Origin of the sequence: Undibacterium sp. CY21W (assembly GCF_014284265.1) — a bacterium.
In the GTDB taxonomy this organism is placed as follows: Bacteria; Pseudomonadota; Gammaproteobacteria; order Burkholderiales; family Burkholderiaceae_D; genus Undibacterium; species Undibacterium aquatile.
Genome location: NZ_JACOGE010000004.1, coordinates 408,972 through 429,384, shown reverse-complemented (window position 1 = coordinate 429,384; position 20,413 = coordinate 408,972). Strand labels below are relative to the sequence as shown.

Annotated in this window: 23 protein-coding genes and 1 tRNA gene; 10 read left to right on the top strand and 14 right to left on the bottom strand. The window is 48.1% G+C overall.

Going from position 1 to position 20,413, the window contains the following annotated elements:
* Positions 1 to 334 precede the first annotated feature (334 nt).
* Positions 335 to 1,111, bottom strand: coding sequence for an enoyl-CoA hydratase (locus H8K29_RS12350; protein ID WP_186884588.1), 777 nt, complete (start codon positions 1,109 to 1,111; stop codon positions 335 to 337).
* Between the two features lie 362 nt (positions 1,112 to 1,473).
* Positions 1,474 to 1,848, bottom strand: coding sequence for a Co2+/Mg2+ efflux protein ApaG (gene apaG, locus H8K29_RS12345; RefSeq protein ID WP_186884587.1), 375 nt, complete (start codon positions 1,846 to 1,848; stop codon positions 1,474 to 1,476).
* Positions 1,849 to 1,965: 117 nt separating this feature from the next.
* Between apaG and rpe the strand changes: the two genes are divergently transcribed.
* From rpe to trpC, 6 genes are all read left to right on the top strand, one after another.
* Positions 1,966 to 2,631, top strand: coding sequence for a ribulose-phosphate 3-epimerase (gene rpe, locus H8K29_RS12340; protein WP_186897814.1), 666 nt, complete (start codon positions 1,966 to 1,968; stop codon positions 2,629 to 2,631).
* A gap of 81 nt (positions 2,632 to 2,712) precedes the next feature.
* Entirely contained in the window at positions 2,713 to 3,423 is a 711-nt protein-coding gene (locus tag H8K29_RS12335) for a phosphoglycolate phosphatase (RefSeq protein WP_255423354.1), read from the top strand.
* A 270-nt stretch (positions 3,424 to 3,693) separates the two neighbouring features.
* Positions 3,694 to 5,190, top strand: coding sequence for an anthranilate synthase component I (gene trpE / locus H8K29_RS12330; RefSeq protein WP_186884584.1), 1,497 nt, complete (start codon positions 3,694 to 3,696; stop codon positions 5,188 to 5,190).
* The gene (locus H8K29_RS12325; RefSeq protein ID WP_186897813.1) at positions 5,191 to 5,763 is read left to right on the top strand and encodes an aminodeoxychorismate/anthranilate synthase component II; all 573 of its coding nucleotides are present in this window, start codon (positions 5,191 to 5,193) and stop codon (positions 5,761 to 5,763) included. It abuts the gene before it with no gap.
* Positions 5,760 to 6,791, top strand: a complete 1,032-nt coding sequence (gene trpD, locus H8K29_RS12320; RefSeq protein WP_186897812.1) for an anthranilate phosphoribosyltransferase — start codon at positions 5,760 to 5,762, stop codon at positions 6,789 to 6,791. The genes H8K29_RS12325 and trpD overlap by 4 nt, the downstream gene beginning before the upstream one ends.
* 3 nt (positions 6,792 to 6,794) lie before the next feature.
* Complete coding sequence (trpC, locus tag H8K29_RS12315; protein WP_186897811.1) at positions 6,795 to 7,595, top strand: indole-3-glycerol phosphate synthase TrpC; 801 nt, start codon at positions 6,795 to 6,797, stop codon at positions 7,593 to 7,595.
* A gap of 158 nt (positions 7,596 to 7,753) precedes the next feature.
* On the opposite strand, the gene H8K29_RS12310 is transcribed toward trpC, so the two are convergent.
* The 5 genes from H8K29_RS12310 to H8K29_RS12290 all read right to left on the bottom strand — a co-directional run bounded on the left by H8K29_RS12310 (position 7,754) and on the right by H8K29_RS12290 (position 12,815).
* Entirely contained in the window at positions 7,754 to 9,622 is a 1,869-nt protein-coding gene (locus H8K29_RS12310; RefSeq protein ID WP_186897810.1) for a M61 family metallopeptidase, read from the bottom strand.
* A 47-nt stretch (positions 9,623 to 9,669) separates the two neighbouring features.
* Entirely contained in the window at positions 9,670 to 10,122 is a 453-nt protein-coding gene (locus H8K29_RS12305) for a DUF3429 domain-containing protein (protein ID WP_186884579.1), read from the bottom strand.
* A 125-nt stretch (positions 10,123 to 10,247) separates the two neighbouring features.
* Positions 10,248 to 10,838, bottom strand: coding sequence for an NTP transferase domain-containing protein (locus H8K29_RS12300; RefSeq protein ID WP_186897809.1), 591 nt, complete (start codon positions 10,836 to 10,838; stop codon positions 10,248 to 10,250).
* A 2-nt stretch (positions 10,839 to 10,840) separates the two neighbouring features.
* On the bottom strand, positions 10,841 to 11,566 hold the full coding sequence (locus H8K29_RS12295) for a DsbC family protein (protein WP_186897840.1): 726 nt from the start codon (positions 11,564 to 11,566) through the stop codon (positions 10,841 to 10,843).
* 55 nt (positions 11,567 to 11,621) lie between these two features.
* On the bottom strand, positions 11,622 to 12,815 hold the full coding sequence (locus H8K29_RS12290; RefSeq protein WP_186897808.1) for an FAD-dependent monooxygenase: 1,194 nt from the start codon (positions 12,813 to 12,815) through the stop codon (positions 11,622 to 11,624).
* A gap of 155 nt (positions 12,816 to 12,970) precedes the next feature.
* Here H8K29_RS12290 and H8K29_RS12285 point away from each other — a divergent pair.
* Positions 12,971 to 13,046: transfer RNA gene (locus H8K29_RS12285), tRNA-Phe, on the top strand.
* A gap of 539 nt (positions 13,047 to 13,585) precedes the next feature.
* Here the strand turns inward: H8K29_RS12285 and H8K29_RS17985 are convergent.
* From H8K29_RS17985 to H8K29_RS12260, 5 genes are all read right to left on the bottom strand, one after another.
* Entirely contained in the window at positions 13,586 to 14,311 is a 726-nt protein-coding gene (locus H8K29_RS17985) for a DNA adenine methylase (protein ID WP_186884575.1), read from the bottom strand.
* A gap of 100 nt (positions 14,312 to 14,411) precedes the next feature.
* Complete coding sequence (locus tag H8K29_RS12275; RefSeq protein WP_186897807.1) at positions 14,412 to 14,921, bottom strand: phage minor head protein; 510 nt, start codon at positions 14,919 to 14,921, stop codon at positions 14,412 to 14,414.
* Positions 14,922 to 14,923: 2 nt separating this feature from the next.
* Complete coding sequence (locus H8K29_RS12270; RefSeq protein WP_186897806.1) at positions 14,924 to 15,799, bottom strand: DNA-binding protein; 876 nt, start codon at positions 15,797 to 15,799, stop codon at positions 14,924 to 14,926.
* Entirely contained in the window at positions 15,796 to 16,113 is a 318-nt protein-coding gene (locus H8K29_RS12265; protein WP_222611473.1) for a hypothetical protein, read from the bottom strand. Before H8K29_RS12265 ends, H8K29_RS12270 begins: the two co-directional genes overlap by 4 nt.
* Before the next feature lie 226 nt (positions 16,114 to 16,339).
* Positions 16,340 to 16,645, bottom strand: a complete 306-nt coding sequence (locus tag H8K29_RS12260; protein ID WP_186884572.1) for a helix-turn-helix domain-containing protein — start codon at positions 16,643 to 16,645, stop codon at positions 16,340 to 16,342.
* 206 nt (positions 16,646 to 16,851) lie between these two features.
* On the opposite strand from H8K29_RS12260, the gene H8K29_RS12255 reads away from it, so the two are divergent.
* The 3 genes from H8K29_RS12255 to H8K29_RS12245 all read left to right on the top strand — a co-directional run bounded on the left by H8K29_RS12255 (position 16,852) and on the right by H8K29_RS12245 (position 18,884).
* On the top strand, positions 16,852 to 17,298 hold the full coding sequence (locus H8K29_RS12255; RefSeq protein ID WP_186884571.1) for a hypothetical protein: 447 nt from the start codon (positions 16,852 to 16,854) through the stop codon (positions 17,296 to 17,298).
* A gap of 92 nt (positions 17,299 to 17,390) precedes the next feature.
* A complete protein-coding gene (locus tag H8K29_RS12250) occupies positions 17,391 to 17,834 on the top strand; it encodes a hypothetical protein (protein WP_186884570.1) in 444 nt (147 codons plus the stop codon).
* Between the two features lie 24 nt (positions 17,835 to 17,858).
* A complete protein-coding gene (locus tag H8K29_RS12245) occupies positions 17,859 to 18,884 on the top strand; it encodes a DUF2971 domain-containing protein (protein WP_186884569.1) in 1,026 nt (341 codons plus the stop codon).
* A 225-nt stretch (positions 18,885 to 19,109) separates the two neighbouring features.
* On the opposite strand, the gene H8K29_RS12240 is transcribed toward H8K29_RS12245, so the two are convergent.
* Together H8K29_RS12240 and H8K29_RS12235 are read right to left on the bottom strand one after the other, a co-directional pair.
* Positions 19,110 to 19,427 (bottom strand): integrase, encoded by a 318-nt coding sequence (locus H8K29_RS12240; RefSeq protein ID WP_255423353.1) that lies wholly within the window; start codon positions 19,425 to 19,427, stop codon positions 19,110 to 19,112.
* 173 nt (positions 19,428 to 19,600) lie between these two features.
* Positions 19,601 to 20,101, bottom strand: coding sequence for a GNAT family N-acetyltransferase (locus H8K29_RS12235; protein ID WP_186897805.1), 501 nt, complete (start codon positions 20,099 to 20,101; stop codon positions 19,601 to 19,603).
* Positions 20,102 to 20,413 lie beyond the last annotated feature (312 nt).

Sequence of the window (20,413 nt, the reverse complement as noted above, 5' to 3'; positions counted from 1 at the left end):
TAAAGAACCGCGAATCCTGAAATTCTTTTCCGCTTCACTCTTCCGAGTTTTGCTTCGCATCGTTGTGTGCGTCAGCAGCAGAGAAACGAGATTATGAAGTACTTCTCACTCACTGTCAACTCCCTTCGCCCTTTCGCTTCGCTTTTTCTTCTCAGCGTCCGCATTTTGTTGTGCGGGCACCAATCGGATCGCTTGGCCTGACTTCGGTCTGTTGACTGTGCGGGCTGCTTTTTTACTTGCAGCTCTTCACTTTCTTCCCCCCGCCTTTCAGCGGGAGCCGAACTATAGCAAAACAACACCGCCTTCGCAATGAAACTCGCAAATTATTTATAACTTATTGATTCTTAAATTCCGGCGTACGTTTTTCCAGGAATGCTTTCATGCCTTCTTTCTGATCTTCGGTTCCGAAACTTGAGTGAAACAGGCGACGCTCAAAATGCACGCCTTCCGACAAAGTGGTTTCGTAAGCGCGATTAACAGATTCCTTAATCATCATAATGATAGGCAGCGACATGCTGGCAATCGTGTTCGCCGCTGACAGCGCTTCTTCCAGCAACATATCAACCGGAACAATGCGCGAGACCAATCCAGCGCGCTCTGCCTCTTCCGCATCCATCATGCGTGCGGTCAGGCACATATCCATCGCTTTCGCTTTCGATATTGCACGCGGCAAGCGCTGAGTACCGCCAGCACCTGGCAAGGTTCCTAACTTAACTTCGGGCTGGCCAAATTTTGCGTTATCAGCCGCAATAATGAAATCGCACATCATCGCCAATTCACAACCACCGCCTAAGGCGTAACCTGCCACCGCAGCAATGACTGGTTTGCGAATCTGGCGAATCGTTTCCCAATTGCGCGTGATGTAATCACCCTTATAAGCATCCATGAACGTGTAGTTCGCCATTGCGGCAATATCTGCACCAGCAGCAAATGCCTTCTGACTTCCGGTAATCACAATACATTGGATTGCATCATTCTGATCAAACGCTTTTAAAGCAACGCCTAATTCATTCATCACCTGATCATTCAGCGCATTCAATGCCTTCGGGCGATTGAGAGTAATCAGTCCAACCTTCTCTTTTGTCTCTACTAATATGCATTCGAATTCCATGGAAGTCTCCTATATAGTGTCAATGGATGTGCCGCTCAGCGCGGCAAGGCTAAATTACTCAAAACAATCCAGCTTATCTATTTGCAGAACAGCCAGATTGTAATCAAAGGAAATCTATGTGGTTATTGCTATTAGAAGCCGGAATGGCGCTCTTTATATTGATCTTTATCGTATGGTGGACCATGTTTTCCGGACTACGCCCGGAAAACAAACCGCGCACTGAAGAACAAACTGACAGTAAGAACGACAGCAACTGAGCTTCATCACATTATTTATTAACAAACTGGTGCGCATTTTTTCACTACATGCCAACTATAGTGGAACCGTGCGATCCGTATCACAAGGCAGCGCACGCCATCCTATTAATGCAAGGTACGGGGAATAGAGAGCACAAACTCAGGAATCGTCACTTCGAAACGATGTCCATCTTCCGCCACACAGAAATACGAACCTTTCATACTTCCCTGCGGCGTCGTTAAGGAACTGCCGCTGGTGTATTCAAAACTTTGTCCTGGCGCCAAAAACGGCTGATGCCCGACCACCCCCAGCCCTTTTACTTCTTCAATATGATTCTTTGCATCTGTAATAATCCAGTGACGCGAAATGACCTGCGCTGACACCGTCCCCGTATTCTTAATCGTTATGGTGTAAGCAAACACAAAATTCGCCTGATCCGGATTGGATTGCTCTTGTAAATACTGTGTCACGACGGACACACTCATTTCGTAGGCTGCCACAGTCTCCTCTTTTCTTTATCAACTGCAATTGAATCTCTATTGTGCCAGAGGATGACAAAGACGACATGGATGGCGCAAGGTAAAATAGCGCATCTTTTCTTTTGCAAGACCTTTGCCATGACAACCTACCGAATTGCCCCCAGTATTTTATCCGCCGACTTTGCCCGACTGGGCGAGGAAGTGCGCAATGTCGTCGCTGCCGGTGCCGACATGATTCACTTCGATGTCATGGATAACCATTACGTCCCGAATCTGACCATAGGTCCGTTGGTCTGTGAAGCGATACGTCCACATGTGCAAGTGCCGATTGATGTTCATCTGATGGTGAAACCTGTTGACCGCATCATTCCCGATTTTGCCAAAGCTGGTGCGAACATCATCAGCTTTCACCCTGAAGGCTCAGAACATATCGACCGCAGCCTGCAATTAATCCGCGATCACGGCTGCAAAGCCGGTCTGGTGTTCAATCCGGCGACGCCCTTGCATGTGTTAGAGCACGTGATGGATAAACTTGATCTGATCCTGTTAATGTCAGTCAACCCCGGTTTCGGTGGTCAATCCTTTATCCCACATACGTTGAAAAAAATCGCCGCGGTACGCAAATTAATTGACGAATCAGGCCGCGACATCATGTTGCAAGTCGATGGTGGCGTGAAGATAGACAATATCCGCGAAATCGCCGCAGCAGGTGCAGATACGTTTGTTGCCGGTTCAGCGATTTTTGGCAAGCCAGACTACAAGGCCGTCATTGACGCCATGCGCACAGAACTCGGTAAAGTCTGATTCCCGTCAATCAATTTATACTTCACATACTCTCAATATTCATGCGGCTTGTGGCGCGAATTCCGGCCATGAACCGCATGAATGCTAAGATATCCACTACAGGTCGCCATGTTCAACAATATCAACGCCGTCATTATTGATCTCGATGGCACCATGCTCGATACCGCACCGGATTTTCTGGTGGCAGTTAATCGTATGCGCAATGATTTTTCCCTGACGCCAATAACGCTAGACATGGTGAAATCTATGGTCGGTAAAGGCTCGGAAAATCTGATTACCCGCGTACTGAGTCTGGATTTTGACGAAGCAGGAGTGCAACAACATTTTGCGCAAGGCATGGCCTCATACCAGCGCCATTATCTCGACATCAACGGTGATCACAGCACGCTGTATCCCGAGGTCATCGAAGGTTTGCAAGCAATGCAGTCTATGCATCTGCGGCTGGCATGCGTCACAAACAAGCCGCTCGCTTTCGCCATTCCCCTGATGCAGAAAAAAGGCTTGTCTTCCTATTTTGAACTGACTTTCGGTGGTGATTCCTTCCCACGCAAAAAGCCAGATCCGCAGCCGTTGCTGGAGGTCAGCAAACAGTTTGAGATTGCGCCAGCGCGTATTCTGGCCATCGGCGACTCCAGTAACGATGCGATTGCGGCGCGCGCAGCAGGTTGCCCGGTACTCACAGTACCCTATGGTTACAACCACGGCGAGGCTGTACAAACGATTCAAAGTGATGGTATAGTCGGCACACTGTTGGAAGCGGCACGACTGCTGGCGACAGAAAATCAACATTAATTCGACATTAATCACTTTCATTCCACTCACGAATGTTTCCCGAAAACAAACGTCCCGAAATAACACCAGGTGCCTTTGAGGCCTGGCTATGGCGACGCTGGCAATCCTCTTAATCCTGGAATGCCGCGACTGGCTCTGCACATCCTCCGCACGACTTGTCGCTTGTTTTATCAATCTGTCTTATCCGTCCTTACTCAAGATGCGAGTCGTTTTGCTCGTTTTCTGTGTCTGCAAGCATCGCGAGCTATGGCTGACGGCTGAAAGAAAACCATGACCGAACTCGAATTCAAATCGCTGGCCGCGCAAGGCTACAACCGTATTCCGATGATTGCGGAAGCATTCGCTGATCTGGAAACTCCACTGACCCTGTACCTGAAACTTGCTCAGACCCAGAACGCGGGCAAAAACACTTTCCTGCTCGAATCCGTCATGGGTGGCGAACGTTTCGGGCGTTATTCCTTCATCGGCCTGCCTGCCAATACGCTGTTGCGCAGCTACGGTGAAAAAGTAGAAATCGTCAGAAATGGCGAAATCATCGAAACGTATCACGGCAATCCGCTCGATTTCATCGCAGAATTTCAAAGCCGTTTCAAAGTAGCGTTACGTCCCGGCATGCCACGTTTTTGCGGCGGACTCGCCGGTTACTTTGGTTACGATGCGGTACGCCATGTCGAAAAACGCCTCGCACACAGTGCGCCAAAAGATGATCTTGGCCTGCCGGAAATTCAGTTACTGGTGACAGAGGAGCTGGCAGTCATCGACAATGTGTCAGGCAAGCTGTACCTGATTGTGTATGCCGATCCTACACAAGCCGAAGCATGGTCAAAAGCTCGCCAGCGTTTGAAGGATTTGCGTGCGATGTTACGCCGCAGCGTTGATGCGCCCGTTACATCCGCCTCGGTGCGCACCGAATCCATACGCGATTTCGCGAAAGAAGATTATTTAAAAGCCGTTGAAAAAGCCAAGGAATACATCATGGCTGGCGATCTGATGCAGGTGCAGGTTGGACAGCGCATCAAGAAACCTTATGTTGATTCGCCTCTCTCACTGTATCGCGCACTGCGCTCACTGAATCCGTCGCCGTACATGTATTTCTACAATTTCGGCGACATGCAGATCATCGGCGCCTCGCCAGAAATTTTAGTCCGCAACGAAAGCCTGAATGATGGCTCACGCAAAGTCACGATACGTCCGCTCGCCGGTACGCGTCCGCGCGGTGCGACGCCAGAACGCGATGCTGAACTCGCCAAAGAATTGCTGGCTGATCCCAAAGAAATTGCCGAACACGTGATGCTGATTGATCTCGCACGCAATGATATCGGCCGCATCGCCACGACTGGCAGCGTCAAGGTAACGGATCAGATGGTGATTGAAAAATACTCGCACGTGCAACACATCGTGTCAAATGTCGAAGGCACATTGCAACCACAATTATCGAATCTCGATGTATTGAAAGCGACCTTCCCTGCCGGTACGCTGTCCGGCGCACCAAAGGTGCGTGCCATGGAGTTGATTGATGAACTCGAACCGGTCAAACGTGGCATCTACGGCGGAGCCTGTGGTTATCTGTCGTTCGGCGGCGAGATGGATCTGGCGATTGCGATACGCACCGGCGTACTGAAAGACGGCATGTTGTATGTGCAGGCTGCGGCGGGCGTGGTGGCGGATTCGGTGCCGGAAATGGAATGGCAGGAAACTGAAAACAAAGCACGCGCAGTTTTGCGCGCTGCCGAACAAGTACAAGATGGTCTGGACGGAGAAATTTAAATGCTGCTGATGATCGATAACTATGATTCCTTCACTTACAACCTCGTGCAGTATTTTGCCGAGCTGGGTGAAGATGTGCGCACCTACCGCAATGATGAAATCACAATGGAAGAAATCGCCGCATTAAAGCCGGATCACATCTGTATTTCACCGGGGCCATGCACGCCGCATGAAGCTGGCATTTCTATTCCTGTCATCGAACGCTTTGCCGGCCAGATTCCGATTCTCGGCGTCTGTCTTGGTCATCAAAGTATCGGTGCGGCATTTGGCGGCAATATCATCCGCGCCAAGCAAGTCATGCATGGCAAGACGTCGATGATTGCGCACACTGGCGTGGGCGTCTTTAAGAATTTACCCAGCCCTTACACCGTTATCCGCTATCACTCGCTGGCGATTGAACGCGCTACGCTACCCGATTGCCTGGAAGTCACCGCCTGGACTGACGATGGCGAAATCATGGGTGTGCGCCACAAAGAATTCAATCTGCAAGGCGTGCAATTCCACCCCGAATCCATCCTCTCAGAGCATGGCCATGCTCTGTTGAAAAACTTTCTGACCGGAGCAGCACAATGACCATTTCTCAGCAAGAAGCCCTGACACGTCTGATCGAACACCGCGAAATATTCCATGACGAAATGCTGTATCTGTTCCGCAAAATCATGGGCGGTGAAATGTCGCCACTGATGATCGCCGCATTAACGATAGGTCTGCGCGTCAAAAAAGAAAGCATAGGTGAAATCACCGCAGCGGCACAAGTCATGCGCGAATTCTCGACCAAAGTGCCGTTGGTCAATACCGAAAATATGATCGATATCGTCGGCACTGGCGGCGATGGCGCGAATACCTTCAATATTTCCACCACCTCGATGTTTGTGACTGCCGCTGCCGGAGCGCGCGTCGCCAAGCACGGTGGGCGCAGCGTTTCCTCATCATCTGGCAGCGCCGATGTGCTAGAAGCGCTGGGTGTTAACATCAACCTGAATCCAGAACAAATTGCACAATCCGTGGCTCAGACCGGCATCGGTTTTATGTTTGCTCCCAACCATCATGGTGCGATGAAACACGCAGCACCTGTGCGGCGCGAACTGGGTGTGCGTACGATCTTCAACATCCTCGGTCCACTGACCAATCCTGCCGGAGCACCGAATATTCTCATGGGTGTATTCCATCCGGATCTGGTCGGTATTCAGGTGCGCGTGTTGCAGCGGCTGGGCGCTAAACATGCGCTGGTCGTGTGGGGTCGCGACAATATGGATGAAGTGTCGCTCGGCGCGCCAACCATGGTCGGCGAACTGATCGATGGCGAAATCCGCGAATACGATATTCATCCGGAAGACTTTGGTCTGCAAATGGTATCAAGCCGGAATCTGCGTGTGTCAGGTGCGGAAGAATCGCGTGAAAAAGTATTGGAAGTGCTGAACAATGTCAGCGGTGCCGCGAAAGATATCGTCAGCCTGAATGCCGGTGCGGCTTTATACGGCGCGGGCGTTGCCAGCTCGATTGCCGACGGCGTCAAGAAGGCACAAGAAGCGATTGCCTCTGGTGCTGCACGTGCCAAGATGGATCACTTCATTCAGGTCACTCAGCAACTCGGAAAGTAAATTATGTCGGACATACTTAACAACATCCTGGCAGTCAAAAAAGACGAGATTGCTGCGGCAAAAAAATATCAGTCGCTGATCAGTCTGCGTGACGAAGTCGAATCTGACAAAGAAGCACGCGCGCAACTACGTGGTTTTGAATCCGCACTGCGCAGCAAAATTGCGGCGGGTAATCCTGCGGTGATTGCGGAAGTCAAAAAAGCCTCGCCCTCCAAAGGTGTGATCCGGCCAAATTTTAATCCGGCAGACATCGCGAAAAGCTACGAGCAGCACGGTGCAGCCTGTTTGTCGGTACTGACAGATGTACAGTTTTTTCAGGGCGCACCGGAATATCTGCAACAGGCACGCAATGCCTGTGCATTACCGGCGTTGCGCAAAGATTTTATGATTGATCCGTATCAGGTGTATCAGGCCAGAAAATGGGGCGCTGATTGTATTTTGCTGATCGTTGCCGCACTCGATCATGGTCTGATGGCAGAACTCGAAGCCTGCGCGCATGAACTCGGTATGGGCGTGCTGGTTGAAGTACACAATGGCGCAGAGCTGGACGCGGCACTCAAACTGAAAACCGCACTGCTGGGCATTAACAACCGCAACCTGCGCACCTTTGACGTCACACTGGAGACAACGCTGGGCTTACTGCCGAAACTGTCACCCGAAAAGCTGGTGATCACGGAATCCGGCATCCTCAATCCTGGCGACGTAAAACGAATGCGCGCTGCGGATGTGCATGGCTTCCTGGTCGGTGAAGCATTTATGCGGGCAGAAAATCCGGGGGCAGAGTTGCAGAAATTATTTTTCTGAATCGACACGCATCTGACGGCATGTCCTAATCAATCTGCGGCTTTCCAGGCATTTTCCTGCCAGGAGCCGCATAAATATTCAGAGATATCGTTACCAATAGAAAAAAGCCGTTAGCGTCATTTCTACGCTAACGGCTTTTTTTATTCGATACTGATCAATTAGGACTTCGTTGCTTTGCGGTAGGCGGGTCGTGCCGTTGCTAACACGGCCTTGCTGTCACTCTCAATTTTGAAGCTCACTGCAGGCACATCATCCGCTTGCAATTTCGCTTTCACGACCAGCAGCTCATCACGGCGGAACGCGTGAATTTCCACGGTATCGCCGACGCGATAGCGGCCGATTGCCACCGCCAGATTATCGCCAACATCAGCGACACTCACACGCAAGCCGTTAATCGCCACCAGAATATCATTCGCAGATAAACCCGCCAGATGTGCGGCACGACCTTCATACGCATGAGCGATCTTGCAGCCATTAGCATCGCGTGCCACTTTCACGCCCAGACTGGCAGGCTTGTTGCTGTTGCCAGCATCGAGTGTAATGCCGAACTCTGCAAACAACTGCGCCAGCGGCACATCCTCAGTTCCGCGCACATGCTTATCGAGGAAGCGGCGCGCATTCACGCCAGTCGCTTTTTCGATGATCACTTCGATTTCATCTTCGGCCAAGCCCTGCTGTTTTCCCGCCGCAAAATTGGCATAGAAATCACGGCCATACTTTTGCCACAAAGCGCGCATCACATCATCGAGCGATTTTTTTCCGGCAGTTGCTGCACGTATCGTCAGATCCAGACCCAGCCCGACCAGTGAGCCTTTGGTGTAATAACTGACAATCGCATTCGGCGAATTTTCATCCTGACGATAATACTTCGTCCAGGCATCAAAGCTCGATTCGGCCACACTTTGCTTCAAACGCCCGCTACCGCGATGGACGTTGTTGACAGTCTGCGCCAGCAGTTTCAGATACGCTGCCTCATCAATCAGTCCGGCACGGACCAGCATCAGATCATCGTAATAACTTGTGAAACCTTCAAACAGCCACAACAGGCTGGTGTAGTTTTCCTGGCGCAGATCGTAGCTGGCAAATGCAGCAGGCTTAATCCGTTTGACATTCCATGTATGGAAATACTCATGACTGCACAAACCTAAAAAGCCACGATACCCATCGCTCATGTCAGGCTGATGTTTTACCGGAATATCAGTGCGATTACAGATCAAGGCGGTTGAGGCACGATGCTCCAGACCACCATAACCTTCACCGACTACCATCGTCATAAACACATAGCGATCCATCGGCGCTTTTTTGGCACGCGGCTCAAAAATTGCGATCTGGCTTTCACAGATTTTTTTGACATCAGCGACCATGCGCTCCATGTCCATATTCGGTACTTTTCCGGTCACGACGAAATCATGTGGCACGCCGTGCGCTTCAAATGTCGCCAGCGCAAAATCGCCGCACTCGACCGGATGATCGACCAACTCATCGTAGTTCGCGGCAATATAAGTACCGAAGCCATAACGCTTGGCTTTCAACTCAGGCAAAGAAGTGGCGACGCGCCAACTCTTACATGCGGGCGCATCGGCACGTTGAATATCAACAATGTACGGTAAAAACTCTTGTCCGTGTACGCTCAGGAATACGCTGGTGCCGTTAAAAAAGGCATGTGACTGATCGAGATGCGCCGCGCGCACCGACAAATCCCACGCATACACGTCATAACTGATCAGCAGTTCAGTTTTGCACGGAGCTGCCTGCCAGGTATGTTTGTCGAGCTTTTTGAGAGTCACTTTTTTACCGGCGGTACTTGCTTTGATCTGCACAATATTTCGTGCAAACTCACGCACCATGTAACTGCCGGGTATCCAGGCCGGAAGGCTGACTATCTGCCCTTCAGGGTCGGGCTGGCTGATGTGCAGCGTCACCTGATACAAGTGAGCGGCTAAATCTTTGGGGATGATCGAATAATGAATCGCGTTTTTGACGCTGTTGCGGCTTGTCTGACTTTGAGTTGCTTTTTGAGTGCTCATCGTTTTTGCCATGCTCAACGATCTTTCTATTTTAATTGTTAGAGATATTAGTTGCGCACATTCGCAGCAATGAAGGTGAATATCTGCGCCGTCACGACCACCTGGGTCAATTGCAGACGCAAATGAATAAACCATTCAGGAACATCATAGCTTTGATAGAGTTTTTTATCGATTTTGTAGGCCGCGATAAAACCAATCACCTGTACTAAAAAACCGAGCAGCATATTACCCAGAGAACACCAGGCGATCACAGTAGGAATCACGCCCCAGATCAATGCCTTTCTGGTTTCATGATCATCCTTGCCGTTGGCCATAATGGTGATGCCCCAATGTACGCCACCAAGAAAAGATAAGATGGCAATGCCGTAAGCGAGCTGCGCTTTAATGAAATAACCCAACCATTCCGGATGTACCAGCCAGCATGCGAGCGTCAGCAGGATAAATGGAATCAAGCCTGCAAAACCAAGGCGGATAACGAGTTTCTGATTGAGATTATTCATAAAGTATCGCTGCTAATGTCGCAACGTCTGTTTTCTGTCAAATTGAAGAAAAACGCTATTCTAAGAGGAAATCAGAGACTTAGATATATCTGACCATCGCAGATGTATGAATAATGTTTCTTGGTTTATTGCGCAGATAAATCGGTGGGCAGATCAATATCCTGCAAAATTCCGGCGTCATCCACCAGAACCTCCCGCACAGGAAACTGCTGTAATAAGCCGCGCGCGCCACGATCACCGTTCAGCGCCAATAATTCGGGGAGATATTTACCTGAGAAACCGACAGGGTTACCACGCTGCCCCTGAAACACGGGCGCCACAATATCCGCGCCGTTTTCCAGCTCACGCAAGAGTGTAGCAATGGTAGCGCTCTTTACAAAAGGCATATCTGCGAGCGCAATAATCCAGCCTTTACTGCTTGCAGCTTGGCGCAGGCCACAGGTCAGTGACGCCGCCATGCCTTGGTCAGCATCAGGGCAGATAACGACCTCATATAACTGATGCTGAAATTCCTGTAGCAACGCCCGATTGTCCGGCCGCACGACAACGACGACATGCTTCATCACAGAAGACAAATGCTGTGCCGCTGTCAGCGCAACTGGGTGTCCGTCAGGCAAAATTTGTTGCAGCTTATCTTCGACACCATGCGGATCAAAGCGTCGCCCGCGTCCGGCAGCAAGCAAAATGCCCGTCCAGCTCGCGGGAGAAAGTAACATGCTTATTTTGCAGAGCTCAGGCTGGCGAACTTCTCTTCCAGACCTTTTGCATCCATCGCACCCGGCACCCGCGAACCATCTGCAAAGAAAATAGCCGGTGTGCCGTTCACGCGTAATTTCTGTCCGAGCGCCAGTATTTTTTCATTTGGCGTTGCGCAGTTTGAGGGAGCAGCAGATGGTGCTTTACCGTTCAGCATCCACTCATCCCATGCTTTATTGCGGTCAGCAGAACACCAGACGTTTTTTGACTTGACCGTCGAATCTTCCGACAAAATGTTATACAAGAACGTGTAAACAGTAATGTTGTCCATGCCCGCCAGGGTTTTACGGAAACGTTTGCAGTATCCACAATTCGGATCTTCAAACACCGCAATCACACGCTTACCATCACCTTTGACCATTTTCAGCGCGGATTCCAGCGGCAAATCAGAAAACTTAATCTTACTCAGTTCATCCGTTCTGGCTTTGGTGTAATTCGTGCCGGATTTGGCATCGAGTACATTCCCAACAAATAAATACTGCGCTTTTTCATCGGTGTACAAAATATCCGAGCCGACACGCACTTCGAACAAACCGCTGTAAGGTGTCTTGATGACGGAATCCACTTTCACGCCCTGACCTAACTTTGGCTCTATCAGTTTTTTTACCGCAGATTCCTGTGCGGTCTGCGCGAAAACGACACCAGTAAAGGTGAGCGACAAGAGCGCGATACATTGCTTCAGATTCATATTCATATTATTCCTTGTAATTTCGTGTAGTGGCCTTCGCCATAGTCAGCAATGCTTACTTACCCATTGCGTGGGAGATTAATTTGTTCTTTAAGACAGGCAGACGATTCAGTAAGTTCAATCCGACATTGCGTGCCAGACGCAAAGGCGCCAGATCAGAACCGAATAATCGAGCCAGTCCGTCGGTCGTGATCTGCATCAGCATCACGTCTTCTTTACGCGAACGACGGTAACGTTCCAGCAGTTTGGCATCGCCACAGTCACAATGATCTTCACGCGATTTCATCAACGCCAGCAAGCTCGTCACATCACCAAAACCCAGATTCATTCCATGCCCGGCGAGCGGATGCACGGCATGCGCTGCATCGCCAATCAGCGCAACACGCTGTGCAATCATGCTGTGCGGGCGTATTAATCGCAGAGGAAACGCTTTGATATCCTCTGGCAATACCGGCGTCAGATGACCCAGCGTATCCAGACAATATTCTTCCAGCCGGCTGACCAGCGCAGACAATGGCTCACGCAGCAATGTCGCTGCCAATGCATCTGGTGCAGACCACACCAGCGACACCCGGTTTCCCGGCAAAGGCAACAAAGCAATAATGCCCTGCTCTTCGACAAACCACTGATGCGCAACCCCGTGGTGCGGAATCTCGCATTCAAAATTAGTGACGACACCCTGTTGTCCGTAAGAGCGATAATCCAGACCGATGTCGCACTGACCGCGCACCCACGATTGGGCACCATCAGCACCAACGATCAGACTCGCCTTGATCTGGCTGCCATCCTCAAGATTAATCTGCGCACCTTGTTCATCTGCATGCAAACTCGCGGCAGCACCCGTGACTACCGATAAATTCTGCGCAAACTTCATTGCTGTATCGAGCGCGTGATTTAAATTTTTATCTTCAACGATCCAGGCCAGCTCACCGGTACGAGCGCCGTAAGCATCGAACGCGAGTTGACCATCGTCAACCGATTTGCCACCGCGCACATTCATTTCGGTGACAGGCGCAACACGCTGCAGATCCAGTGCATCCCATACTTTAAGTGAAGACAATAAATCATGCGCAATATGGTTCAGCGCGAATACCCGCACATCCCACTGTGCCGACATCGGCAAGGCAACGGTGGAACGACAAAGTACGGCCACCTTCAGACCCGCCTGCGCAAATCCCAGTGCAGCAGCTTTACCCACCGCGCCATTACCCACGATACAAATATCACAATGATGAATCTGAGCCGTCATATAAAAGACCTTCGCCATAGACAATGGCAGGCATTATACGGCACCGGAACCGGCACCCGGCTGAGGCACATCAATTCAGAGCCAGCCCCGACCAGCAGCTTTTTTTCGCAAGGGACTTGCAAAGCGCCGAACACATCTCTATAATGCGTGGTCTTGGCCTGGTAGCTCAGTCGGTAGAGCAGAGGATTGAAAATCCTTGTGTCGGTGGTTCGATTCCGCCCCGGGCCACCAAGAAATATGTAATAAAAAGAAGGGCTTACAGAGATGTGAGCCCTTTTTACATTGTGCATAAGTTCTACAATTATGTCGCAAGTTCTACAATTATCAGATATTGTAACGTCGCAGCGAATTTGTCACCCATTCGCAAAACATTTGGCTCTACAAACTATGCAGATTTTGCAGATTAATTGTCACTGAAAAAAGAAAAGCCGCTTATCACGGCTTTTCTAATAACTCTGTTTAATCTGAGTTAAGTAGAAACTTTAAGTTTCCTGAGAGTTTTGTTGCTATCGATAGCGCAGGAAACCACCTCAATACTTGAAATTTCCACAAAATTAATATTCCTTTCTGACACAAGTACTATTACGTTTGGGTTATTCTGTATATTCCAATGCACCAACGATCCTCGCATTTCCTTTCCAGATTTCGTCGTTACTATGATTTCCTAAAAATAACCGCTAGCGTCTTTCTCTGCATAAAATCGCAATACTGATGCTATTGTATTCATAGGTTCTACCTTTATTTTCGGAGTTAAACTCTGTATAGATTCTCTAAAACAGGCTATCCATAATACTTGGTTCCCAGTTAATAATCACCAGTTCTTGGCTTGTTTGAGGTGTACCGTGGGCGTTAGATACACTGTATTTAATATCCAGCTCCATCATCGTTAAACCGTTAAATGCTTCCCTGATAGCTGGGTGGTCGTTGATGCTGACCATCACCTTGCCCTTGCATGTCCGCATGAATTCAGCCATTTGCTCATACTGTTCAAAGCCAAAGTTGACACCGTAGCCCTCAGTCTCCCAGTAAGGTGGATCGCAGTAGAAGAAGGTACCCACCGACACAGTGCCGTTTTTTAACGTCCCGCCTGCATCTTTTAATGTGACCGGACCACCCTGTGTGACCCGCAATGAACCTGGTAGGATTTTCCCACCGATATAAAGCTGATTGTCTGATGAAAAAACAGTAGTACGGGTTTCTGTGATATCAGATCCGGACTGTGCCAATGTCGTTTTACGTTGATTCATGCGTGAATCAATAATCGGCACTTCGATTTTTGCGCTAGGTACTAACTGTGTGAAAATAGTTGATGCATTAATGACATAGTCACCAACGCTCACTGCACTGGTTAATAACGCGGTTCCATAGTATCTGGCAGCATCAGCGACAATCGTAGAATAGATCTTTGTTGCCGTTAAATATGCCGTTTTGTCTGGCCCTCTGCGTGATGCTTCAAAGCCAATGTAATCGTTTGTCAGTGCATCGCTGATTGTCATCAGTATTTCAGCTTTTTTATATATACCTTCAGAATCTGTGAACGTGCGAATACGGGAAGTGACATCAGTCACACGTACAAACTGTTCATAGGTGTTGGCGCTAGTGTTCTTTCCAGAATGAATGATCTGGTGGCAGCGTTAAACCGTCCCAGCTCTGATGCAGCGGTCGGGGATAAACGACGCTGTCGCTATGCTTGTACTGCCAGTACGGCATGGCTTTTAACAGTTCAGGATCATTCAACTGCTGCCAGCGGCCAGCGGCGTAACTGGTGGACATATTGGTTTGGTAGATCACTTTGGTACGCCATGCGGTACGTGCTGCCGATTCTTCACCAGTCCAACCCGTCCAACCATGTTTGGCGACGATCTGCTTAAAGTCTTTTCTGAATGCTTCTATACCTGTACCGGATTCAATCGCCTTAGTGATTGCGCCTCGCAGATCAACCAGCAGATCAGCGCTTTGAGCACCGGCAACCATAAATGCCTTATCGTGCGCCTGGCGCATGATGTCATTCCATGCTTCTGTCGGCAAATTCAGTTTGCGTTTAAAAAAAGCCAATTGCTCTGCAAACGTCTTATTCCACGGCGGCAGCTCTTCGTAGACTGGCATGGCTACTGACCAGTTTTAACGTCAAACATGCCTGCCAGCTGCGCCAAGGCGAAGCCTTGCGCCATCACTGACTGCAGATCTTCCAACGGCAAACCACTATACGCAGCCAATAGTTGATTTTGCAGCGTCGGCAGGTCTGGTGCCTCAGCAACCAGTTGCTGCACGTGGTCGATAACTTGCGACCAGGCATCATCGTTTTCTTGTTCAGCGCGTTGTTGTAGCGGCGCTTGTGGATTATCTTGCGCTTTTAACGCTACACGATTCACAGCGATTGCATCTGTTTTGACTGGTGTTTTCGTTGCTACCAACACCGGTTCATTGTTTTGTGCCGCTGGAATAGATACGAGTGATGCAGTCTTTTGGTACTCAACAAAGCGGGTCAGGCTACGGTCTGATGGCAAACCATCGTCGCTGGAGCGGCCACGGCCATCCCTGGCGAGTTTCAACATAGCGACCAGCTGTGGGCTGGCATCGCCATTACGAGCGATATCGATCAAATATTTTGCCGCCCGTTTTAACGGATAGCCAGTGCGCTGCATAACAGCGTTTAACGCATCAAGTACACCTTTACGTGCGTCTGCCGTTAAATTCTGTGCTTCGGTGTGTGCAAAACTGGATTGCGGTGCAACCACAGGCATATTTTGCGGGGTAATTGTCGCTGCAAACTGTTTCGTCGCGGCATGGCGAATCAATTCCATGACTTCAGCCGGTGGTGTGTATTCACGACGTAGACCACCACGGCCTGATACTTCTGTGTAGTTCCAGTTTTGGCGATCTGCGAGTGCAATGATGCTGACCTTTGAAGTCGGCAATCCTGGTAAAAGCATTGCCGTAAGTTCAGCAGCGGTGTACTGAGACTTGACGATAACGGTACTCATCTGTCGCTCCCAAACAAAGCAAGCTCAGGTTGAGATACCTTGATGACGTTGTTACGTTGATAACCTAGTTCAGAGAGCGTTCTGGTTAAAACAGAAACTGTCTTTTCAACATCGTCACCATTCTGATAAAACCGAGCCAGTAAGGCGATTGCTTCTGCAAAATTGGCTTGTACTTCAGCCAGGTCAGTGACATTGGCTTTTTTTCCAGACGGGATGTCTATGACAATCTTGTTTCCGTGGGCAGTGCAAAGATACTCACTGATATAAGATGTACCGCAAAACGTCTCAAATTGGCGGATACGGTTTAACGGCATGGAGCTGTCTGACATCCAGCGATACAACAACTTGACATCAATCCCCCATTAAATCTGCCAGCACTTTGGCTGGACGACGGTGGTTTTCTGTTGCGCAGGCACAGTTCAATCGCATGACTGATACTTGTGGCCTTGATTGACTTCCATTTTCTTTTTCGCAACGACATTTTTTTACTCCACGAAATTCATCACTAGCGTTAAAAACAACTGCAAACTAAGATTCAGTTCAGGCAGCGCACTGCAACGGTTGGGATGAGTTAGGGGAGGAAAGCGTTAAAACTGGCGTAAAATTCCGTTTTGCGTAACGCTCAGGCCAGATTTCCTCTGGAGCTACGCCAATCGCAGCAGCGATGATGCGTTCTGCTTTGGGATAAGGGCGGTTCAGTGCTTCTTTAACGGTGCTTGCACCTAAGTTGCTCTGTAACGATAAGGCGCGTAATGACCAGCCCTTTTTATGCAGGGCGGCAACGATATCCGCACGATGCCAGTCTGTTGGTAGTGTGGATTTTTTTGGGGCTTGTGGTGTGCTCATGGCTTTTCCTTTTATGGGTAGTCAGTGAGCACATCTTAATAAGCGTTAAGTGTAAAGTCAACGGTTAACACTTAATTCTTATAAAAGTTTTTCATTTCCCTATATAGCGAAATCGTAAGTAATTGATTATTAAGCAAAATATCAACTTAACAGTTTTACCTTTAAGTGTTTTGTTTTGTTAACAGTTTTCTGAATGGAACCGTTAAGTGGAAAAACTATTGTCAGCCAGTGAAATATTGAAAATGAACATACCTGGCTTACCAAAAACTAAGCCTGCACTCCTAGCCAAAGCTGAGAGAGAGGAGTGGTATTGCGAAACCAAGATTGGCTTAGGGGGAGTCCGTAAGGTATTTAAGATTCCACTAGCTTATTTACCTGGCTATCAGCCAGATAAGACCGGGTCATCATTCCAGGCTCCATTCGCAGTCCACGCGGTGAGTAAAGTAGCTGGATCAATTATGGGCGGGGAGCAGATCAATACAGAGCGGCTGGCGTCTGCAATACGTGCTTTGGATGAATATTTGTTGGAAAACAACCTGACCATAGAAGACGCAGCCAGAAAGGCCGAGATAGTCACGTTTTTGTATAAATTTCTTGAGAAGAAAGTCGGCGCGGGGGAAATTACTGATTTGCTTCGCTTAGTAACGAAGTGAGGTATTGTATTTGTAACTATTTGTTAGTAAAACTCAAACTGTCTATGTGTTAATAGGATAACATTGTGTTCCTCTAAAGATGCAGAGGGCGCATGCAGTTTGAAGGTGATCACGATGATGTCCGTACCTTGAAGGGCTTGCTGTTAAAGGCTACAAGTAAAACAAAATCGCATTCGACAACCACCATCGTTCATATCGGGGCGGTGGTTCATCATCAGTCCGACGCGGCAAATGATCCCGTTTACTCCAAATCACGTCGGAAAAGCGCAATTTGCAACCATTCTGGCGACAATAAACGCGCAAAAACATACCGTTTATCACTAATTTTCATCATTTTTTGCATCTGGCTTTTTCTGGGCACTTTTCGCCTGATTTCCGCGCTGGCATTGAGTTTTGCCGATTTTATTAAAAGCCTCGCCCAAGGACAAAACACTCACTCCCCCACATTGCCTTTAATATTTGTAGGGCGAATCAAACCAAGCAGTCAATGCAAAATGATTTCAAATCTTCTGTTTGAATCACTATTCCAATGTTAAAAATTTCAAATCCGAGTTCAATCAATGAACGGCATGGAAATCCTAATAGACATAGATTCGAATCTGAATGACAACCAACCTCTTTACAGGATAGTTGATTTTTTTGCTGCGACCGATGTTATTTCAACCCAAAAGCTAAGATTCTCCCGGGCAGATACTTTCCAAGATCAAAATGAAGGGATCGATAGGCTGTTACGCCAAATTCAGTATGGCACTCGCTTTAGATGCGGGGGTATGGGATGGTCTGATATTGAATCAGCAAAACAAGCACATTTCTACACTCAAAAGAGTCATTTTATTAGCTGTTGGACGACAAATCCAGAGTCGGTCGCTATGTGGTCGCTTTACTCTCCAGATCACACGTCAGTTCGGTTGAAAACGAGTGTAGGAAAACTGCGTAAAACTTTACTAAATGTATTAAGTAAGAAATCGTTAATGCGCCTATTGGAAGTGGATATAGGAAAACGTATCGTTGTATGCGTCGGGGCTCGTATATCAAGTGTGGACTATGAGCCATTACACGACTTACTTTATAAAGTTACTCGACGAGCAAAAGCACATGACCGACTATTTGACCAATATACGCGCCGAAACCAAAAAATTCCTACGATTATTAGTAATCCAAGTCGCTTTTACGCACGGCAAGCTGAGCGAAAATTTAAAGCAATCAATTCAAACGCAACTTGTAATTTGAAAGATACGAGTTTTGAACATGAACATGAAGTCAGAGTTGTTCTTAAGTTCGGCGAAGAGGTTTGTACAGCGTCGGTTCTAGAACAACAACAATGGATAGATCCGGCACATGAATATCACTCACTTTTGAAAGAGCATATGAAATTTTGGGGATTAGTACGGCTCACGGACTTACCAAACTATGAGTTTGCTAATTGCACAAATGATTTTATCGAATCAATCTCTATTGATCCTCGATGCCCAAAATATAAACGTGAATTTATGGAGAACTGGTTTGCGAGCCAAAATGTTCATATCGATGAATCCCATTGCTTTGGTTATATCGCAAACGCGTTTACTGTATTTCCCGAGAAATAACTAGATTCGTCGTTTTTAAATTCACCCAAATATTGGTAGTAACATTGGCGAACTTCCTGATGCAATTTGACTAGTGTTTCGTTATTTAAAACACCGTTTGAAGTTCACAGTAATTATCTTTTAAGTGGTTTTACCAATTCCCCTTTACGGTCTCGTGTATATATTTTTGTAGTACTACGATTTTTATGTCCGAGCAGCCTCTGGGCATGTGCCAAATCTTCAATATCAGTGGCAGCTTTCGCTCTTAAATCTCTGAATTGAAAATCCCCCCCCCGCAATCTCTCTGGCTTTATCAAAGCGAGAACGCAACGCAAAATAACTCAATCGCTGTCCGTCCAGGTCTTGCAATAACGACTTATTCACCTTGTCTCGTGGCTTCGCCAAAATCCGGTCGATTACTTCCGCAAGTTCACCCTCAATTGCGATGCGCAATTTTTTACCCGTTTTATTTTGGGTCAGGCTTAGACTTCCATCTGCGATATCTGTCACATTAAATTTCAGCACATCAGCCGGGCGCTGGCCGGTACACAATGCCAAGTCCATCGCATTTTGTACCGTAGGATGTGCACACGCCCATAAAGCAGCATGATCGTCGATAAAACTTAGATACCGACGAATTCCAAGTCCTGCATTCTCAACCTGAAATCTGCCTGCGTTTAATGAAAACTCTGATCTCCGATAGTTGCCGCCTGCAAATCAGGACGCCGGTTATACGCCTATTTCTTTCTATGCTTTGCGCCAAAGAATGAAATGCCTTCGGTAGTAAAGCGACCATCCAGGCACAGATCAGGAAAATCAGAAAAGGCTCGTTCGAGCAATCTGGAAGCGATGCCCTGACGACGATATGCAACGTCAATGTAGATGTTGTCGATCACATGACGGTTTTGGTGATTAAGTTTGAGTACCAGAACACCAACAGCAAATTCTTTATTCCCCTGAAATTGCGAAATTTTTTTTCCTGTCGGATGTAAATCGTCTGTAGCGATGCAAAGGTATCGGATGAAGTAATTATTTGTAGAGATAACAGTGTGCGCATCCTGAAACACCACTTTTTCGCTACCTAACACCGTATTGGCCAACGCGGTGTTAGGCATTGCCAGGCAATGAAGTACCGAGCTATCCGGGTTATATAACCGCTCCACAACCTGACTGACAATCGGGATGCGGCACGCAAGGCGCTTCTTGATACTGGAAATTTTTTCTTTTGACAACGTCATGCCTCTTTCAATAATTGAGGTCAGCAATTGTATTAACTTTCAATATTATTTCCTGTTTCAAAGTGTTAACAGGATGTAACTTTACATGTGCTGGCAAATGCCAATTTTGAAGGTATTCCCAAGGGTCATTTCTATCACTCAGGGTAGTACAAAAACAGGTTTTTAAAAGCTGCCTACGGCACTGGTCTTGTCACAATTCGGTATTTGTTTTTTGAGAAAATGAGGCGATCGAAAATACTTTCGTCGAACGATGTCACTTAAAAATGGCAGCTTATTTAGTACTCAGATAAGCAAGAAGCAGGCTGAAATCAG

Bases quoted from the DNA above. Each gene is read 5' to 3' on its own strand.
- H8K29_RS12350 (WP_186884588.1), bottom strand. From the start codon at position 1,111: ATGGAATTCGAATGCATATTAGTAGAGACAAAAGAGAAGGTTGGACTG.
- rpe (WP_186897814.1), top strand. From the start codon at position 1,966: ATGACAACCTACCGAATTGCCCCCAGTATTTTATCCGCCGACTTTGCC.
- H8K29_RS12335 (WP_255423354.1), top strand. From the start codon at position 2,713: ATGCTAAGATATCCACTACAGGTCGCCATGTTCAACAATATCAACGCC.
- trpE (WP_186884584.1), top strand. From the start codon at position 3,694: ATGACCGAACTCGAATTCAAATCGCTGGCCGCGCAAGGCTACAACCGT.
- H8K29_RS12325 (WP_186897813.1), top strand. From the start codon at position 5,191: ATGCTGCTGATGATCGATAACTATGATTCCTTCACTTACAACCTCGTG.
- trpD (WP_186897812.1), top strand. From the start codon at position 5,760: ATGACCATTTCTCAGCAAGAAGCCCTGACACGTCTGATCGAACACCGC.
- trpC (WP_186897811.1), top strand. From the start codon at position 6,795: ATGTCGGACATACTTAACAACATCCTGGCAGTCAAAAAAGACGAGATT.
- H8K29_RS12310 (WP_186897810.1), bottom strand. From the start codon at position 9,622: ATGAGCACTCAAAAAGCAACTCAAAGTCAGACAAGCCGCAACAGCGTC.
- H8K29_RS12305 (WP_186884579.1), bottom strand. From the start codon at position 10,122: ATGAATAATCTCAATCAGAAACTCGTTATCCGCCTTGGTTTTGCAGGC.
- H8K29_RS12300 (WP_186897809.1), bottom strand. From the start codon at position 10,838: ATGTTACTTTCTCCCGCGAGCTGGACGGGCATTTTGCTTGCTGCCGGA.
- H8K29_RS12295 (WP_186897840.1), bottom strand. From the start codon at position 11,566: ATGAATCTGAAGCAATGTATCGCGCTCTTGTCGCTCACCTTTACTGGT.
- H8K29_RS12290 (WP_186897808.1), bottom strand. From the start codon at position 12,815: ATGACGGCTCAGATTCATCATTGTGATATTTGTATCGTGGGTAATGGC.
- H8K29_RS17985 (WP_186884575.1), bottom strand. From the start codon at position 14,311: ATGACAATCAGCGATGCACTGACAAACGATTACATTGGCTTTGAAGCA.
- H8K29_RS12275 (WP_186897807.1), bottom strand. From the start codon at position 14,921: ATGCCAGTCTACGAAGAGCTGCCGCCGTGGAATAAGACGTTTGCAGAG.
- H8K29_RS12270 (WP_186897806.1), bottom strand. From the start codon at position 15,799: ATGAGTACCGTTATCGTCAAGTCTCAGTACACCGCTGCTGAACTTACG.
- H8K29_RS12265 (WP_222611473.1), bottom strand. From the start codon at position 16,113: ATGCCGTTAAACCGTATCCGCCAATTTGAGACGTTTTGCGGTACATCT.
- H8K29_RS12260 (WP_186884572.1), bottom strand. From the start codon at position 16,645: ATGAGCACACCACAAGCCCCAAAAAAATCCACACTACCAACAGACTGG.
- H8K29_RS12250 (WP_186884570.1), top strand. From the start codon at position 17,391: ATGCAGTTTGAAGGTGATCACGATGATGTCCGTACCTTGAAGGGCTTG.
- H8K29_RS12245 (WP_186884569.1), top strand. From the start codon at position 17,859: ATGAACGGCATGGAAATCCTAATAGACATAGATTCGAATCTGAATGAC.
- H8K29_RS12240 (WP_255423353.1), bottom strand. From the start codon at position 19,427: ATGGACTTGGCATTGTGTACCGGCCAGCGCCCGGCTGATGTGCTGAAA.
- H8K29_RS12235 (WP_186897805.1), bottom strand. From the start codon at position 20,101: ATGACGTTGTCAAAAGAAAAAATTTCCAGTATCAAGAAGCGCCTTGCG.